The organism is Microbacterium oxydans, from assembly GCF_000956525.1.
GTDB classification, from domain to species: Bacteria; Actinomycetota; Actinomycetes; order Actinomycetales; family Microbacteriaceae; genus Microbacterium; species Microbacterium oxydans_A.
The window spans coordinates 398,776-415,338 of the sequence record NZ_JYIW01000026.1; the positions used below are offsets into that span (position 1 = coordinate 398,776).

A 16,563-nucleotide genomic window follows, 5' to 3' on the forward strand; every position below is an offset into this window, starting at 1 on the left:
AGAAAAGCCCCCGACGATGCGGGGGCTGACTGTGGGCGATACCGGACTCGAACCGATGACCTCTTCCGTGTGAAGGAAGCGCGCTACCAACTGCGCCAATCGCCCTAAGCCCTGAGGCTCGACAACCGATACTACCGGACGAGAACCGGCCCCATTGACCAGTTCGGGAGACACGCGCGAGATTCCGTTCCGGTTTGGCGACCGGCGGATCATCGGCTAATGTTTCATGAGTGCCCGGGACACCGGGAAACAAAATGCGGATGTAGCGCAGTTGGTAGCGCACAACCTTGCCAAGGTTGGGGTCGCGAGTTCGAGTCTCGTCATCCGCTCGAGTGCAGAGGGTCTTCTTCGGAAGGCGCTCCGTGCGTGGGGTCAATCCACACGGTGGCGTGGCCGAGCGGCTAGGCACCGGCCTGCAAAGCCGTTTACACGGGTTCGAATCCCGTCGCCACCTCGTCGCAGACAAACTGAATAGCCTGAATAGGCGCGATTGGCGCAGCGGTAGCGCGCTTCCCTGACACGGAAGAGGTCACTGGTTCGATCCCAGTATCGCGCACAGACAAACCCCCGGTTCTCCGGGGGTTTTTTCGTGCCCGGGGGAGTGCGGGCGCGGCGACGACCGTGAAGCGTTGCGTGTCGCGCTCTCAGGTGAGGTGCCCACCGGACGCCGCCGGAATCGACCCGCGGGCTAGTCGGTGAGAGCCGGGTCGATCATCGTGATCTCTCTGTCCATCATCACGGAGAGGACGAGGTCTCCCGACTCGGCATCCGACCCGACGATCTGGTATCCGGTCACCTGCCAGCCCTCGCCCTGTTGTTCGAGCCATTCGCTGCTGTGCATCCAGACAGGGCGCGAGAAGCTGAGGGACTGCTGCGTCGGGAGGGCGGGCGCGGGTGTGCGCCAGAACACGAACTGGGTCTCTTGCATGTCAGCACGGTGTCACGACACGACGAAGGCGACAACGGGCTTGCGGCGCACGCCACTTGGTCACTAGTGCGAGGAGGTCGCAAGATCGAAACCGCCGTCCGGTTCCCAGGTGCCGAACGGTGGCTCGACTTCGTACGAGACCGTTCGACCGCTGCGAGGAAAGAGCGGATGCTCGCGAAGCCTGGCTGCATCCGCTGAGAAGTCGGGGTCGACCGCGGTGGACGCCCTCGGGCCGACGAGCACGTCGTTGCCGACGCCCACGATGAGATCGGCGCAGTCCTCCCTGCCATCGGTGAGGATCGGGATCTGGACCGCTTCGGAGGTGCCTTCGCTCGCGACGCTCGCCGCCAACTGCACGAGTGCCTCTGCGACGTCGTCGGTGGTGATCAACTGCTGGCCCGCGTAGGAAACGATCTTCATGGGTTCGACGTTCTCATCGTTCGCACGCGCTGTCTGGGGGCTTGCATCGGTCACGATCGCCCGATACCGGACTGGAGTTGCGCAGAAGAGCCGAGTCGGCAGCGGATGCTACGTCGCTTCGTTGCCCGCGTCGAGGCCCGCGGGGATATCCAGCGTGGGATGCATGATGAGCGCACACCCCAGATGCACATGTCAACGGAGGCGAACCATGAATCTGCACGTTCAGGAGTTCATGCACGAAACCGCGCAGAATGACCCCGAGCCGTTCGCGGAGCACAGCTGATGGCGACGAACTCACGGCGCATGCGATGCCGACCGGAGGATGTGTTCGGGGTTCTGGCCGATGGCTGGCTGTACCCCGTGTGGGTCGTCGGTGCGACGCGGATGCGCGCTGTCGACCCGGAGTGGCCGAACCCGGGCGCCGAGCTGCACCACTCGGTGGGCGTGTGGCCGCTCGTCCTCGACGACACAACGCGCTCGGTCGAGTGGACACCCACTGATCGCTTCGTGCTGATCGCCCGAGGATGGCCGGTCGGTGAGGCGCAGGTCACCATTCGGGCCCGGACAGTCGAAGGCGGGTGCGTCGTGCGCATCGACGAGGAACCCGTGAAGGGGCTCGCAACGCTGATCCCGCGTTTCCTGACGACGCCGCTGCTGAAGTTCCGCAACACCGAGACCCTGCGCCGGTTGGCCTATCTCGCGGAGCGACGACGCGAGGCCTCCTGAGGACCCATACGGGCCAGCGATCTGCCGCCACGGACCCTTCTCCGTGGCGGCAGCCCGCCAGTGCAGGCCTTCCCTCCGCGGCGGCCGTCCAACGCGGCAGTCAGCGGCAACCTGCCATGTCGAACCTATGTCGAAGGCCAGATCGAATGAATGGGGTTGTCGACGCGCGAGAGGTGCGATAACGGCCCGTGCCGTTCGATCCGGAGCGGAAGACGGCCTCGAAGTCAAGGCCGTATTCTTCCCTGCGGACCGCGATACATTGCTTGTGGGCTGCAGCATGTGCGGTCCGGTCGATGGAGTCCCCAGCAACATCGACAGGTGGCCGCGAGCGGGTTCCCCAGACCCGCCGCGGTCACCATTCCGCGTCAGGCCGACTGCATCTGATCGATGAGGAGTTCGCCGGCGGAGTTGAGGCTCTCCATCATGCGTGCGATCCGCTTGGGATCGATCTTGGGCATCGTTGCGTCGTCGAAGGCGAGGATGAGCGGGATGCTCGGGTGGACCCAGGCAGTCAAGCGGCCCGCCGGATTCTTGTCGTCGGGGAGCCAGGTCATCATGAAGCTCTCCTGGCGACGCAGCTTCGTGCCGATGATGATCTTCAGGTGCGCCAGTGTGACATCCTCGATGTCGATCGGTGGCCGAGAGCTGTTGTACTCGAGTGTTCCCATGTGAAGCACCCTACGCTCTGATCGTCCTCCCGTATTCCGGTGGTGCTCGTCAGCTCTCCGGAGTCTCTTCACGCACCTCGTCGACGAGCTGGATGCCACCGGTCGAATTCGCCGAGTGCAGCAATTGCTCGATCCACCTCATGTTCAGCTGTGGCGGCTCCGATTCTTCGAACGTGAAGCGGAGCGGGATCGACGGATGCAGCCAGATGGTCGACCGACCTGGGTTCTCCGCATCCGCGTGCGTCCACGACACCGTGAAACTCTCGTTCCGCCGCAGCTTGGTGGCGATGACGACCTTCAGATGCGCGAGCGCGCGATCCTCGATGTGGATCGGTGCGGTGCCCGCGCCATAGTTCAGCGTGCCCATGCGCACCACGATAGTCCGGGCGTGCCGGTCCAGGAGTGAGCGCGACGCCGTGGCATCAGCGTCGCCGAGCGAGGGCCCGGGCTCGCCGAGCGGCGCGGCCCGCGAGGTCTCTGAGGCCACCGGCCGGTCCTTCGCGGCGCATCGTCACTGCGCCGTCCGCACCAGCGACGAGTCTGCAATCACGGCCGGCGAGCAACGGCGATGTGCCGGCACGCGCGAGGACCGACGGGTCGGCGGTCAGCGGCACCTCGAAGGACCAGCCTGCACGTCGGACGCGGACCGCGAGCGTCGCGCGCGGGGAGTGCCCGGCCTCACCGAAGATCTTCAACGGATCGATCGCAACCCGGACGGACTCGGCGCCACCGGGTCCGCGGCGACCCGCGAAGCGATGTGCCAGCCCGCTCTGAGGATCCTCGACCACGAGCTCCGCGGTGTCGCTTCGGAGCTCGCGAGTCGCGTCGAGCACAGCCGGCGGCAGGTCGCTGAGCCACGCCGGCGCCTGCCAGAGCTGCTGCTTCGGTTCAGCGCCCGTGGTCTCGAAGACGAGCGCATCGGCACCGTCGCTCGTCGTGCTGACACGGATGGTCAGGTGAAGCCCGCCGCCGCGGGACCAGGCGGCGGACGTGACCGTGGCACGGCAGTCGATCCCGGTCTCGAACTCTGCGAGTCGCAGCAGATCGTCGCGGCGGTCGGCGCGGAGCAGCGCGGCGCGGATCCGGTTCGGGAAGGTGAGCCCCGCGTCCACGCCCGGACCGAACCGTCGTTGCACGAGCGGCTCGACCACATCGAGGAATCGTGCGCGGTACTCCTGCGGATACCGCAGCATCTGCGTCCCGGTCAGACGCTTCAGGATCTTCCCCCGCAGCCAGTGCCGGAGCAGCCGATCTCGCAGCTTGCCGGGTTCGGTGTTCGCCTCGACGAGGTCGAGCACGGCCTCGAGATGCGGGAAGTAGGTCTCCGGCTCGATGCGCTGGGAACTCGCGCTGCCCGGCTCCTTCACCCAGGCGTAGCAGGGCTCGCTCGCGAGCACCGAGATCGTAGTCGCCTTGAAGTAGGCCTCCATGACGAAGAGATGGTCCTCGAGTCGGACTCGTCCGTTCGGGAAGTGGATGTCGTTGTCGCGGAGGAAGGAGGTGCGGAACATCTTGTGCGGCGTGAGCATCTCCAGGATCGGATCCTTGCCGAGCTGGGCATGCGCGATGTCACGGCTGAAGATCTGACGGGGGAGGGAACGGCCGATGCCCACCTCCTTGCCGATGATGACGTCGGAGGAGTGCCGGTCGGCGTAATCGCAGAGGTGCTCCAGCGCGCCCGGGAACAGGCGATCGTCCTGATCGACGAACTGCACGTATGTTCCCCGAGCCTCGGCGATGCCGTGGTTGCGCGGCGTGCCAGGCCAACCCGAATGCGGGAGATTCATCACGTGGATGAAGTCGCGGCTGCGCGCGACGTCGGCGAGGCGCCGCTGGGTGGACTCGTCGGAGCCGTCGTCGCACAGCAGCACCTCGAAGTCCGTCTTGGACAGGGTCTGCTGATCGAAGGACTCGATGAGTTCATCGAAGGTCGGCCCAGGATTGAAGACAGGGACGACGACACTCACACGTACGGGCACGGAAATCCATTCGGTCGAGAAGAACGCAGACCGCGCACGCGTCGGTCGAGCCGACACGCGTCACGGAGCAACCAGCATCGCACTCCTGCCCTCTGTTCATCCTGGGGGTTGCGTGTGCGATCAGCACCAGATAGCCGCGTTGGCACACGGACGGCCCACAGCGCAAGGGCCATCCCTTCTGCGTCCTCGCGACGTAGTGTCAACGTGTGAACGATTCCGGCACGCACTCCTCCGACGTCCTCTGGGCGTGCGTCGAGGAAGGATTCCATGTCGGGAGTCGCGGCGGCGACTTCCTCGGCTACGTCGATCGCCAGTCGGACGGACGCTACGTCGCGTTCGACGCACGGTCTCACGCGATCGGCAGCTTCGTCACTCTCGACGAGGCGACGGCCGCAGTCTCGTCAGGTACCGGCGCGACGACCGCTCCGGGTACCGACGAGGGCATGATGGGCACCGTTCAGCGATGACCGCGGAGAACGACCAGCTGACCTCGCTCGTCTACACGAGCACGGCATCCGCCCCATTCAGAGAGACCGCCCTCGCACATCTGCTCGAGGAGAGTCGGGAGCGCAACATCGCACAAGGCATCACCGGGTTGCTGCTCTACCGCGACGAGCGGTTCATCCAGGTGCTGGAGGGGCCAGCGCGCGCTGTGAGGCGCCTTGCCGCGACGATCCGCAGCGACCAGCGCCACCATGGCATGCGCGTGCTTCTCGAGGAACCGCTCGACGTCCGCCGCTTCGCGGACTGGACCATGGGGTACCGAACCTTGCAGAGCGTCGAGGCGCCGGCCGGGTTCCGGGACTCCTTCGCCGATCTCGAGGCCGGCGACACCGATGCGCGAGCACTGCGTGCACTGCGTGAGCTCACCGTGTGGTTCCGCGTCCGCTCGGGAGTGCTGGCGCCTGCCAGCCACGGCTGACTCCAGCGAAAGGACCCGATGCCCGCGGCAGCGCCGCATTCGCATCGGGTCCTCCCGAGTGGCTGATTGATCAGCCGCCGGACGGGTTCTCCACCGGCGTACCGTCGTCATCGGTCGTGTGGTCGGAGGCGTTGTCGTCCGATGTGTCGTGATCGGGTTCCTCGGGAGCACCACCGGAAGCGGTGTCCGCCTCTTCGTCGACGCCGGGCGTGCCCTGGGTGTTCTGCTGGTCGCTCATCGTGTTCTCCTTCGCTGTCGTTCCGGCGAAGATACGCTCGCGTTCGCGCTCCAGGCAGGGGGTTGACGGCGGTCCCGCTTCGGCTGGCGGATCCGGGGAAGCGGGCTCGGACCTGCTGCGTCTGTGGATGTGTACAACACGGCCTCAGAAGGTGTGGGTGCGGAGCTGTAGATGCCCGACAAGCGATTCCCACGTCTACCTATCCTTCGAGAGAATGGACTAATTCAGTCGGGGGGCTGAATACTCCCAATGACGGGTCGCGCGCTCGCGGAGCCGTCCGAGGGAGACGGCGGGATGCATGGGGATGTGTCCACGTGCGCGTCCACCCGCCGAAGCTCGAATCCCCCTCACGCCGCGACGCTGGCGTGAGGGGGATTCGCATGTCAGCGCCCTGCTTCGGAAGGGACGCTTCAGTCGGAGGTTCTGGTGGCGCGCCTGAACTCGTCGTATGCGGCGAGCGCCGCCTTGCGCGTCTCACCGAGATCGACCATCGGTTCGGCGGGTGCATCCGCCGCCCACTGGTTGATGTAGAGCCGCTGCGGGTCGAACTTCTTCGCCTGGAGCTCCGGGTTGAAGACCCGGAAATACGGTGCGGCGTCGGCACCCGACCCCGCCACCCACTGCCAGTTGAAGGGGTTGCTGGCGCCGTCGGCATCGACCAGGGTGTCCCAGAACCACTGCTCGCCCTGTCGCCAGTCGATCAGCAGGTTCTTCACGAGGAACGATGCAGTGACCATTCGCACGCGATTGTGCATGAACCCGGTGTGCCAGAGCTCGCGCATCCCTGCGTCCACGAGGGGGATGCCGGTATCGCCGCGCTGCCACGAGGCGAGTTCGGTCGGCCGGAGGCGCGGCCAGGGGAAGGCGTCGTACTCACGGCGGAGGTTCTGCGTCGCGAGGTCAGGGGAGTGGTAGAGCGTGTGCCAGGCGAACTCGCGCCAGCCGAGCTCCGACAGGAACCCGCCGGCACCATCGACAGAGACCGCCTCGTCATAGACCGTGAAGGGGCTGATCTCACCCCACCGGAGGTGCGGCGACAGCAGCGAGGTCGCTCCCGCAGACGGCTCATCGCGAGCACGGTCGTAGTTCGCGAGGTCCTCGTCGAGGAAGTGTCGCAGGCGCCGTCGCGCGGCCGGTTCGCCGGGCTCCCAGGTCTCGCGGAGACCACCGGCCCAATCCGGACGGGTCGGCAGCAGCTCCCAGTCATCGAGGGAATCGGATGCCGGGAGCCGGTCGGGGCCATCGATCGTTCGAGGTTCCGGCAGCGGCGCTCGTGGGGCCGGGAGCGCGAGGCAGGCCCGCCAGAACGGCGTGAAGACGGAATAGTGCGTGCCGCTGCCTGTCGTCACCGTCCACGGCTCGTGCAGGAGGGAGGCGGCGAACGACGCGACCTCGAGTCCGTCGGCCCGGAGCGACGACTTCAGCGACGCGTCGATCTCGCGTTCGGCACCGCCGTAGCGGCGGTTCCAGAACACGGCACCGGCGTCGGCATCCGCCACTGCTTCGCGCACGACGCGTTCTGCGGGCCCCCGACGAAGCACGAGCGCACCGCCCCGCTCGCGGAGTCGTTCGCCGAGCGACGCCAGTGAGTGATGCAGCCACCATCTCGCCGCGCCGCCGAGCGGACGGATTCCCTCCGACTCCTCGTCGAGGACGTACAGCGCGATGACCGGCTCGCCCCGATCGACGGCGGCTCGCAGCGCCGGGTTGTCGGCCAGGCGCAGATCATCGCGGAACCACACGAGTGAGCGGGACGTCATGGCACCATTCTCTCCGAGTTCACGGTCAGAGCTCGTCCGTCAGCGCCGGCGGCGGTTCCGGCGGCGCGGCGTCTCGCCGCCGGTCGACCACAGCGCCCAGGCGACCAGGAGCGGCTGCAGGAACAGCCTGCCGAATCGCCGGGCGTCCGTGTCGAGTCCCGGCGTCGAACGCTTCGTCTGCCACTGGTGGACGTTTCCGGGCATCACGGCCACGAAGAATGCCGCGGTCGCCCAGCCGAGACGGCGTCGCTCCTTCGGCAGTGCGAGAAGCCCTCCCGCGAGGGCGACCTCAGCTGCACCGGAGGCGATCACGATCGCGTCCTTGTCGAGTCGCGTCAGGCGGGTGGCCCAGTCGGGGACCACCACCCGGAACCCGCGAGTGCTGCGGAAGTGACTGACCCCGATCGCGCCGAGCGCGATCGCCAGGATCCATCGTGCGACTGCTCTGTCCATCCGTTCACGCTACAGGGGTCCGGGTCGGGTGAGCTCGTCCGGCGCTGACCTCACCCGATCCCGCCGTCACTCCGCCGAGGGCATCCTCGTGCGCTCCCACGAGCGGAAGTCGTCGACGATCTGCTGCGCGTGAGCGTGGTGGAGGTAGTGCTCTCCGTCGATCGGCACGACAGTGCCATCGTCGACGGCAGCCGCCTGCTCTTCGTGGAGCCCCAGCCAGGTCGGGTAGGTCGGGTTGTTCGCCACGACGAACAGCAGCAGCGGGAGGTCTTCGGGGAAGCTCGTGCCGAGGGCATCCTCGAAGTTCGCGCTGAGCAGGGACATCGCATTCAGATACGTCGGGCTCAGCGTGTTCCGGTTCGTGAGCAGGGCGATCTGCTCCTGCGTCTGCGCGGGGTACACGGCATCGTCGTAGCCCGTGCCGCGGAACGACGCGATGAGCCGAACCAAGCCGAGCTTCTTCGCAGCACCGAAGAGCCCGACCGGCAGCTCCGTGTCGGAGCCGGGCTGCCCCGGAACACTGCTGTCGATGCCGACGAACGCCCGCACCTCATCGGGGTACCGGTTCGCGAACTGGATGCCGTAGATGCCGGCGATGGAATGGCCCATCAGCACGTAGTCGTCGATGCCGAGCTGCTGGAGGGCGTCGTGCGTCTCGGTCACGATGTTGTCGGTGGTGCGGGCACGGTCCGTGCCGTCGCTGAGTCCATAGCCGAACGGCTCCACCACGATGACACGATGATCCTTCGCGAGGTCGTCGACGAGCGGCTGGAAGTCGAGCACGGGCGACGCGGTGCCGAACCCCGGCAGGAGCACGATGTCCTCCGGACCGTCGCCGGTGATCGAGACGTTCATCTCGTGCCCGTCGACCATGACTTTCTGGCCGTACGGTTCGATGCGGTCCTGCTCGACCGCGGTGGCCACCGCATTCCCGACGGTGGTCGCCGCCAGCCCGACTGCGATCACAGCGACGACGGACGTGAGCGCGATGAGCACTCTCTTGACAGGCTTCTTCATGCCGACCTCTCTCGACGCACGCGCTGTGCGTCCTGATTCCAGCGTGCCGTCCGGCCTCTCCTGCCGCGTCGCACTGCCGCAGACACTCGTGTACTGCGATCGCGGTACGCGCACCTCATCCCGGCGGTGGATCCGACGAGCGGCGTCGCGGGGAATACTGGAGAGATGCCGGCACCTCGTCCTCCAGGAATCGCGGCGCCGCTCGGCGACGCGATCGCTGTGGTCGTCGTCGTGCTGTTCGCCGTATCGCCGTTCCCGGACGACGCATTCCGTGCAAGCGGATGGTGGCTCATCGTCGCACTCGTCCCCGCAGCGGCGATGCCGTTCCGTCGCCGGCTTCCGCTCGTCGTGCTCGCGATCAGTCTGGTGTGCGCCGTGACCCTGGCGTTCGCCGGGGTCCTGTCGCCGAGCGGGCTCATCGCGGTCGCCATCAGCTCGTTCGCCGTCGTGGATCGGCGAGGGCGGCTGGTCGGCATCGCGGCGGTGAGCGCGGCGACGGCGATCGTCTTCTTCTCCAACGCTGTGCCGCTCGACGGCGACCTCTTCGATGCCCGCGCGCTCCAGTTCGTCTTCATCGTCGCGCTGGCCGGGGCCCTGGGCGATGCGACCCGGTCGCGACGTGAATTCGTCTCCGCGATGACCGAACGCGCGGAACGTGCGGAACAGGGGCGGGATGAGGAGGCGCGGCGGCGGGTCGCCGAGGAGCGGGTGCGGATCGCCCGTGACCTGCATGACGTCGTCGCGCATCAGATCTCGGTGATCAGCCTCAACGCGGGCGTTGCGTCCTCCGCGCTCGAGACCCGCCCGGAGCGCGCACGCGAGGCATTGAGCACGATCCGGCGTTCCTCGCGGACCGTGCTCGCCGATATCGGCGGGCTGATGGCGCTGCTCCGCTCCGATGATCCGGACGACGTCCGTGATCTTCACCCGCAGATCGGACTCGTCGGCCTCGGCGACCTGGTCACGCGATTCCGGGAGGTGGGGCTCGACGTCGATCTGCAGGATGCCCCCGATCGCCCTGCGCTCTCGCCGGCCAGCGATCACGTCGCCTACCTCGTGATCCTCGAAGGGCTGACCAACGCGCACAAGCACGGCGCCGATGACAGCGCGACCGTCCGCCTCTGGGCGGAGGACGGAGCCCTGCACATCGTCGTCGTCAACCGGATGGCCGCATCGTCGGACGCAGCATCGGAGAGCGGTGGCCACGGGTTGCGCGGCCTGCGCGAGCGCGTCGTCGCGGTCAGAGGCGAAGCGCAGACCAGTCGTGCCGGTGATGAGTTCCGCCTCGTGGTCCGGATCCCCCTCGATGGAGGGGCGCGATGATCCGGGTGCTCGTCGTCGACGACCAGCCGCTGGTCCGGCAGGCGGTCCGCGACATCCTCATCGACGGCGGCATCGAAGTGGTCGGCGAGGCTGCGAACGGGCGCGAGGCGGTCGCCGCAGCGCGCGAATCGATGCCGGATGTCGTCGTGATGGACATCAGGATGCCGGAGCTCGACGGCATCGCGGCCACTGCGCAGCTCATGAGCATGCAGCCTTCGACGACGACGCGCGTGCTCATCCTCACGACCTTCGAAGAGGACGACTACGTGGTCGCCGCGCTCCGCGCCGGTGCGAGCGGGTTCATCGGCAAGGGCGCTGAGCCGGAGGACATCGTCACCGCGGTGCGGGTGGTCCACCGCGGGGAGGCGCTGCTGTCGTCGGCCGCCACCAGAGCGCTGATCGAGCGCTCGGTGCTGCCGCAGCATCCGCGAGCTGACGCCTGGCAGCGCGAGCCGCTGCGCCAGCTCACCGAACGAGAACGAGAGGTACTGCTCCTCGTGGCGGGCGGAGCGTCGAATCAGGACATCGCGGAGGGGCTCGTGATCTCGCCGCACACCGCGAAGACCCATGTGAATCGCATCATGTCGAAGCTCCACGCGCGCGATCGGGCGCAACTCGTGATCCAGGCATACGAATCAGGGCTCGTCATCCCGTCGAGCGGCTCCGACCTGCGCGGCTGAGCACGACCCACTGCCACACTGGGCAGATGACCGTCGCGCGCATCGTGATCCTCTTCGTTCTCGCAGCCGTCGCCGAGATCGGCGGCGCCTGGCTGATCTGGCAGGCGGTCAAGGAGAATCGTGGCTGGACCTTCGCGGTGCTCGGCGTGATGGCGCTCGGCGCGTACGGGTTCATCGCCGCACTGCAGCCGGATGCGAACTTCGGGCGCGTGCTCGCGTCGTACGGCGGCATCTTCATCGCCGGATCGCTGGCCTGGGGGATCATCGTCGACGGGTTCAAGCCGACGGTGTGGGACTGGATCGGGTCGTCGATCGCCCTGATCGGCGCGGCGATCATCATCCTCGCGCCGACGGCGTCGAACGCGGCATCCGATACCGCCTCCTAGCGGTCAGGAGGGCCCGGCCATGCGAGTAACCTGGGTACCGACCCAGATGGAGAGTTTCTGTGCCTGAAAACGCCCGGCCGAATGACGGCTTCGCCCTGTTCACTGACCGAAACGTCGTCGCGATGCGCGTCAACGGCGATCTCAAGGATCTCGCCACGACGCTGACCGACACCGATGAGGTCGAAGCGGTCACGATCGACAGTGTGGACGGGCTGAACATCCTCCGCCATTCGGCTGCCCACGTGCTCGCGCAGGCCGTGCAGCGCATCAACCCGCAGGCGAACCTCGGCATCGGCCCGCCCATCACCGACGGCTTCTACTATGACTTCGGCGTGGAGACCCCGTTCACCCCCGAAGACATCAAGGCCATCTCGAAGGAGATGCAGCGCATCATCCGCGAGGGCCAGCGATTCGTCCGTCGCGTCGTGACCGACGATGAGGCGCGTGCCGAGCTGGCCGACGAGCCGTTCAAGCTCGAGCTCATCGGCCTCAAGGGCCCTGGCAAGGAGGTCGCCGAGGGCGCTTCCGTCGAGGTCGGCGAGGGCGAACTCACGATCTACGACAACACCACGCGTGACGGAGAGGTCGTCTGGAAGGACCTCTGCCGCGGGCCGCACCTGCCGAACACCCGCATGATCGGCAACGGCTGGGACCTCACTCGCATCGCCGCCGCATACTGGCGCGGCAGCGAGAAGAACCCGCAGCTGCAGCGCATCTACGGGACCGCCTGGCCGACCAAGGACGAACTGCGCGCCTACCAGCACCGCCTCGAAGAGGCAGCCAAGCGCGATCACCGCCGCCTCGGCAAGGAGCTCGACCTCTTCTCGTTCCCCGAGGAGATCGGCTCCGGTCTGTCGGTGTGGCACCCTCGGGGCGGCATGATCCGCGGCGAGATGGAGCAGCACGCCAGGAAGCGCCACATCGAGGGCGGTTACACCTACGTGTACACCCCGCACATCTCGAAGGAAGACCTCTTCCTGACCTCGAACCACCTCGTCACGTACAAGGACGGCATGTTCCCGCCCATCGTGATGGATGAGGAGCGCGACGACGAGGGCAACGTCACCAAGCAGGGCCAGGACTATTACCTGAAGCCCATGAACTGCCCCATGCACATCCTGATCTACAAGGAGCGTGCGCGGAGCTACCGCGACCTGCCGCTGCGGCTCGCCGAGAACGGCACGGTCTACCGCAACGAGCTCTCCGGCGCGCTGCACGGCCTGACCCGCGTCCGCGGCTTCACCCAGGACGATTCGCACCTGTTCGTCACGCCCGACCAGCTCGAAGAAGAGGTCGCGAAGGTCCTCGACTTCATCCTCTCGATGCTGCGCGACTTCGGTCTGACCGACTTCGAGCTCGAGTTGTCGATGAAGGACGACGAGAAGTCCAAGTGGATCGGCTCCGAGGAGTTCTGGGAGTCGTCGACCGATGCGCTGCGTCGGGTCGCCGTGGCCTCCGGCCTCAAGCTCACCGAGGTGCCAGGCGAGGCAGCGTTCTACGGCCCCAAGATCGACCTCAAGACGCGTGACGCGATCGGCCGTACCTGGCAGCTCTCGACCGTCCAGGTCGACCCGAACCTGCCGGAGCGCTTCGACCTCGAGTTCATGGACAAGGACGGGCAGAAGAAGCGTCCGATCATGATCCACCGTGCGCTGTTCGGCTCGATCGAGCGGTTCTTCGCGATCCTCCTCGAGCACTACGCCGGCGACTTCCCGGTGTGGCTGTCGCCGCTGCAGGTCGTGGGAGTCCCGGTCGCCGACGAGTTCGCCGACTACCTGGGCGAGGTCATCACCACGCTGCGGAACTCCGGTGTCCGTGCGGAGCTCGACGCCTCCGACGACCGGATGCAGAAGAAGATCCGCACGCACACGACCGGTAAGGTGCCGTTGCTCCTCATCGCCGGCGAGCAGGACCGCGCCGCAGGCACGGTCTCGTTCCGCTACCGTGACGGCACGCAGGAGAACGGTGTGCCCGTTGCGGATGCCGTGGCTCGCATCCAGGCCGCGATCGAGGCGCACACGCTCGTGCAGACAGCAGGGGACCTGGCGTGAGCCGTCGACGAGCTCAGGAATCCGGACGTGGCTGAGCCGGAGGACGCCGGGCTCTTCGCCGGCGTGCCCGACGAGTTCCAGCGGCTGTGGACCCCGCACCGGATGGCCTACATCCAAGCGGGGCCCGAGCCGCTGCGCGAGGAGTGTCCGTTCTGCGAGGCGCCGAAGCATCCGGACGCCGAGCGGCTGATCGTCGCACGCGGCGAGACCGCCTACGTGCTGCTCAATCTCTTCCCGTACAACTCCGGTCACCTGCTGGTGTGCCCGTACCGGCACATCGCGACCTACGACCAGGCGACGCCGGAAGAGGTTGCCGAGATCGGTGTGCTGACGCAGATCGGTATGCGGGTGCTTCGCGAGGTGTCGCGCTGCGACGGCTTCAACCTCGGGATGAATCAGGGCGCCGTGGCCGGTGCGGGTGTCGATGGGCACCTGCACCAGCACGTGGTGCCGCGGTGGACATCAGACGCGAACTTCTTCCCGATCATCGCCAAGACCAAGGCCCTCCCGCAACTCCTCGGCGAGGTGCGGGAGGCCGTGGCGAACGCCTGGCCGCGCTGACCGCGTTGCGTCGCTGAGCCTCTCGAAGCGTCGCACGTTGGGCCTGTCGAAGCGTCGCTCCTTGGGTCGCTGAGCCTGTCGAAGCGTCGCCGACGTCGGTCGGGGGCTCAGCCTCAGCGCACCTGGCGCGCGGCGAACTGCATCCGCGGGTTCGCGTAGAACTCCTGCGCCTCCACGAGCTGCAGCTCGCGGTCGCCCGAGTCGAGCGTGGCCTTGAGCAGGTCGTACACGCTGGATGCCGTGCGCTCGAGGGCGATCTGCGCGCTGCCGGTCTCGACGTAGTGCGCGGTGAAGAGCGCGGCGGTGACGTCGCCGGAGCCGTTCGCCTTCATCGGCAGGTGCGGGGTCTGCACGATCCATGCGCCGTTGTCGTCGACGGCGAGCATCTCGATCGTGCCGTCCTCGCGGTCGGGACGCTCGACGCTCGTGACGAGGATGGTTCGCGGACCCATCGCTCTCGCCAGATCGGCCGAGGCGAGCGTCGACTCGAGCGTGTCCGGCTCGGTCTCGGTGAGGAAGCCGAGCTCGAACTGGTTCGGCGTGATGATGTCGGCGACCGGGACGACCTTCTCGCGCAGCAGCACCGGGATCGCCGGGGCGACGAAGCATCCGGATTTCGCGTTGCCCATCACGGGATCGCAGGCGTACAGCGCCTTCGGGTTCGCTGCCTTCACGCGCGCGACGGCGTCGATGATCACATCGCCGATGCCCTCACCGCCCTGGTATCCGCTGAGCACGGCGTCGATCCGGTCGAAGACACCGCGGTCCTCGATGCCCGTGATGACCTCGCGCACGTCATCGGGGGAGATCATGGGCCCGCGCCAGGCGCCGTAGCCGGTGTGGTTGGAGAAGTTCACCGTGTAGACGGGCAGCACCTCGACGCCGATGCGCTGCAGCGGGAAGACCGCTGCCGAGTTGCCGACGTGGCCGTACGCGACGGCGGACTGGATGGAGAGGATCTTCATCTCTCGATCCTTTCATTCAGGGCGGGCTGCTGCCCGCGTCGGGTGGTCATCGGGTCACCTGTGCAGTGCCGACCGGGATGCCGGCCGCGGACACGAGGTCGGCGACGAGCGTGTCGGCATCGTCATCGGACAGATCATGCACGGTCAGACGCAAGTGGTGGGATGCATCGGCCCGCTCGCCGAGGGCGAAGTCGTCGCCGGTGCGGGCGAGCCAGCCGCGGCGCATCAGTCGTTCGGCGACGAGGCGCGCAGGCTGGGGGAGCTCGACCCAGAGGCTGAGGCCCTCGGTGTCGGGGATCGCGATGCCGTGCGCGCGCAGCCGTGAAGCGAACGCCTCGTTGCGCTCCGCATAGTGCGCGCCGGCGGCTGCGACTCGGGCGACCGCATCGGCATCCGTCAGTTGGGCCAGCGTCAGGCGCTGCAGCAGGTGGCTCACCCATGTGGTGCCGGGACTCAGCCGCATCGCCAAGCGTTCCGCGGTCTCGGGGTCGGTTGCCGCGATCGCGAGGCACATGTCCGGTCCGAGGAACTTCGAGACCGAGCGGATGAGCGCGAAACGGCGGTGTCCGGGGCTGATCAGGGTCTCGGAGGTGCGCTGGGACAGCATCGAGTAGTGATCGTCCTCGATCAGCAGCACGTACGGGTGCTCGACGAGGACGGCGCGGAGCTCTTCGGCTCGGCGGGCCGAGAGGCTCGCCCCGGTCGGGTTCTGGGCGCGTGGGGTGCAGATGATCGCGCGGACGCCTGCGGCGAGCGCCGCGCGCAGTCCGTCGACCGTCATGCCCTCGGAATCCACGGGCACCGGCACGGCGCGGTAGCCGCCGAGTCGCACGGTGTGGATGCTGGCGAGGAAACAGGGGTCCTCGAGTGCCACTGCGTCATCACGGGTCAGCGCCTGCGCGAGCAGACGTTCGACCGCGTCGACGGCGCCGCTGGTGATCGTGATCCGGAAGTCGCTGCCACCGAGATCCGGGGCGACCCATTCCCTGGCCCATCGCTCGAGTCCGCGGTCGATCACGGGCTCGCCGTAGAGCACGGGGCGGCCGGCGACCGTGGCGAGTGCGGTCGAGGGGTCCGGGATCAGTGCGGGATCGGGGTTTCCGGTGCCGACATCGCGCAGCACGGTGTCGGAGGCGTATCCCTCCTGGGCCACGGCATCCATCCCGGAGACGACGGTGCCTGCGCGTCCGCGGGAGATGACGAGACCTGCCTGCGCGAGCTGTCGATATGCGGCGACCGCGGTGTTCCGGTTGACGCCGAGCGTCGCGGCGAGCTCGCGCACAGGGGGGAGGAGCGCCCCGGAGCGCAGAACGCCTCGTTCGAGCAGCGCGCGCACACTGTCGGCGATCTCGGCCGCCGTCGTTCCTGTGATCTCGTCGCTCATCACCTCGATTCTAGGTCGTCCCGGACGGTGCTATCTTTTGACATAGATCAAAACTGACTTTGGATCGCGCAATGCGTGCGTGCTCCGTCCATCCGAGAGGAC

The 16,563-nt window shown here is 67.3% G+C and carries 19 protein-coding genes and 4 tRNA genes; 11 read left to right on the forward strand and 12 right to left on the reverse strand.

Annotated elements, in window-relative coordinates; all coding sequences use genetic code 11:
- Nucleotides 1–32: 32 nt before the first annotated feature.
- Nucleotides 33–105 (reverse strand) — tRNA-Val (locus tag RS83_RS14510).
- Between the two features lie 151 nt (nt 106–256).
- Between RS83_RS14510 and RS83_RS14515 the strand changes: the two genes are divergently transcribed.
- From RS83_RS14515 to RS83_RS14525, 3 genes are all read left to right on the forward strand, one after another.
- Nucleotides 257–329 (forward strand) — tRNA-Gly (locus tag RS83_RS14515).
- 54 nt (nt 330–383) lie between these two features.
- Nucleotides 384–454, forward strand: a tRNA-Cys gene (locus tag RS83_RS14520).
- A gap of 30 nt (nt 455–484) precedes the next feature.
- Nucleotides 485–556 (forward strand) — tRNA-Val (locus RS83_RS14525).
- 132 nt (nt 557–688) lie between these two features.
- On the opposite strand, the gene RS83_RS14530 is transcribed toward RS83_RS14525, so the two are convergent.
- Both RS83_RS14530 and RS83_RS14535 read right to left on the reverse strand, forming a co-directional pair.
- Nucleotides 689–928, reverse strand: coding sequence for a hypothetical protein (locus tag RS83_RS14530; protein WP_045280215.1), 240 nt, complete (start codon nt 926–928; stop codon nt 689–691).
- A 63-nt stretch (nt 929–991) separates the two neighbouring features.
- Complete coding sequence (locus tag RS83_RS14535; protein WP_045280216.1) at nt 992–1,348, reverse strand: hypothetical protein; 357 nt, start codon at nt 1,346–1,348, stop codon at nt 992–994.
- A gap of 282 nt (nt 1,349–1,630) precedes the next feature.
- On the opposite strand from RS83_RS14535, the gene RS83_RS14540 reads away from it, so the two are divergent.
- Nucleotides 1,631–2,074: an SRPBCC family protein gene (locus RS83_RS14540; RefSeq protein WP_045280217.1), complete on the forward strand. Its 444-nt coding sequence runs from the start codon at nt 1,631–1,633 to the stop codon at nt 2,072–2,074.
- A 365-nt stretch (nt 2,075–2,439) separates the two neighbouring features.
- Here RS83_RS14540 and RS83_RS14545 read toward each other — a convergent pair whose 3' ends face one another.
- The 3 genes from RS83_RS14545 to RS83_RS18385 are packed head-to-tail and all read right to left on the reverse strand — an operon-like array spanning nt 2,440 to nt 4,721.
- Nucleotides 2,440–2,742, reverse strand: coding sequence for a hypothetical protein (locus RS83_RS14545; RefSeq protein WP_045280218.1), 303 nt, complete (start codon nt 2,740–2,742; stop codon nt 2,440–2,442).
- A 49-nt stretch (nt 2,743–2,791) separates the two neighbouring features.
- The gene (locus RS83_RS14550; protein WP_045280865.1) at nt 2,792–3,109 is read right to left on the reverse strand and encodes a hypothetical protein; all 318 of its coding nucleotides are present in this window, start codon (nt 3,107–3,109) and stop codon (nt 2,792–2,794) included.
- 55 nt (nt 3,110–3,164) lie between these two features.
- Nucleotides 3,165–4,721, reverse strand: a complete 1,557-nt coding sequence (locus RS83_RS18385) for a glycosyltransferase family 2 protein (protein ID WP_197072139.1) — start codon at nt 4,719–4,721, stop codon at nt 3,165–3,167.
- Nucleotides 4,722–4,927: 206 nt separating this feature from the next.
- On the opposite strand from RS83_RS18385, the gene RS83_RS14560 reads away from it, so the two are divergent.
- Entirely contained in the window at nt 4,928–5,188 is a 261-nt protein-coding gene (locus RS83_RS14560; protein WP_045280219.1) for a hypothetical protein, read from the forward strand.
- The gene (locus RS83_RS14565; protein WP_045280220.1) at nt 5,185–5,643 is read left to right on the forward strand and encodes a BLUF domain-containing protein; all 459 of its coding nucleotides are present in this window, start codon (nt 5,185–5,187) and stop codon (nt 5,641–5,643) included. The genes RS83_RS14560 and RS83_RS14565 overlap by 4 nt, the downstream gene beginning before the upstream one ends.
- Before the next feature lie 70 nt (nt 5,644–5,713).
- Here the strand turns inward: RS83_RS14565 and RS83_RS19015 are convergent, their stop codons facing one another.
- The 4 genes from RS83_RS19015 to RS83_RS14580 form a co-directional block, all read right to left on the reverse strand.
- Nucleotides 5,714–5,881 carry a hypothetical protein gene (locus RS83_RS19015; RefSeq protein WP_197072140.1) on the reverse strand — a complete coding sequence of 56 codons (168 nt, stop codon included), beginning with the start codon at nt 5,879–5,881 and terminating at the stop codon, nt 5,714–5,716.
- Nucleotides 5,882–6,291: 410 nt separating this feature from the next.
- A complete protein-coding gene (locus RS83_RS14570; RefSeq protein WP_045280221.1) occupies nt 6,292–7,641 on the reverse strand; it encodes a cryptochrome/photolyase family protein in 1,350 nt (449 codons plus the stop codon).
- 39 nt (nt 7,642–7,680) lie between these two features.
- Nucleotides 7,681–8,094, reverse strand: coding sequence for a membrane protein (locus RS83_RS14575; protein WP_045280222.1), 414 nt, complete (start codon nt 8,092–8,094; stop codon nt 7,681–7,683).
- 66 nt (nt 8,095–8,160) lie between these two features.
- Nucleotides 8,161–9,111: an alpha/beta fold hydrolase gene (locus RS83_RS14580; RefSeq protein WP_045280223.1), complete on the reverse strand. Its 951-nt coding sequence runs from the start codon at nt 9,109–9,111 to the stop codon at nt 8,161–8,163.
- A 165-nt stretch (nt 9,112–9,276) separates the two neighbouring features.
- On the opposite strand from RS83_RS14580, the gene RS83_RS14585 reads away from it, so the two are divergent.
- The 5 genes from RS83_RS14585 (at nt 9,277) to RS83_RS14605 (ending at nt 14,112) form a co-directional block, all read left to right on the forward strand.
- Nucleotides 9,277–10,434: a sensor histidine kinase gene (locus RS83_RS14585; protein ID WP_045280224.1), complete on the forward strand. Its 1,158-nt coding sequence runs from the start codon at nt 9,277–9,279 to the stop codon at nt 10,432–10,434.
- On the forward strand, nt 10,431–11,114 hold the full coding sequence (locus RS83_RS14590; protein ID WP_045280225.1) for a response regulator transcription factor: 684 nt from the start codon (nt 10,431–10,433) through the stop codon (nt 11,112–11,114). The genes RS83_RS14585 and RS83_RS14590 overlap by 4 nt, the downstream gene beginning before the upstream one ends.
- A gap of 26 nt (nt 11,115–11,140) precedes the next feature.
- Complete coding sequence (locus RS83_RS14595) at nt 11,141–11,500, forward strand: YnfA family protein (protein ID WP_045280226.1); 360 nt, start codon at nt 11,141–11,143, stop codon at nt 11,498–11,500.
- 122 nt (nt 11,501–11,622) lie between these two features.
- Nucleotides 11,623–13,551, forward strand: a complete 1,929-nt coding sequence (gene thrS, locus RS83_RS14600; protein WP_045280867.1) for a threonine--tRNA ligase — start codon at nt 11,623–11,625, stop codon at nt 13,549–13,551.
- A 27-nt stretch (nt 13,552–13,578) separates the two neighbouring features.
- Complete coding sequence (locus RS83_RS14605; protein WP_045280227.1) at nt 13,579–14,112, forward strand: HIT family protein; 534 nt, start codon at nt 13,579–13,581, stop codon at nt 14,110–14,112.
- Nucleotides 14,113–14,225: 113 nt separating this feature from the next.
- On the opposite strand, the gene pdxY is transcribed toward RS83_RS14605, so the two are convergent.
- The gene (gene pdxY / locus RS83_RS14610) at nt 14,226–15,077 is read right to left on the reverse strand and encodes a pyridoxal kinase PdxY (RefSeq protein WP_045280228.1); all 852 of its coding nucleotides are present in this window, start codon (nt 15,075–15,077) and stop codon (nt 14,226–14,228) included.
- A 46-nt stretch (nt 15,078–15,123) separates the two neighbouring features.
- Nucleotides 15,124–16,461 (reverse strand): aminotransferase class I/II-fold pyridoxal phosphate-dependent enzyme, encoded by a 1,338-nt coding sequence (locus tag RS83_RS14615; RefSeq protein ID WP_045280229.1) that lies wholly within the window; start codon nt 16,459–16,461, stop codon nt 15,124–15,126.
- Between the last annotated feature and the right edge of the window lie 102 nt (nt 16,462–16,563).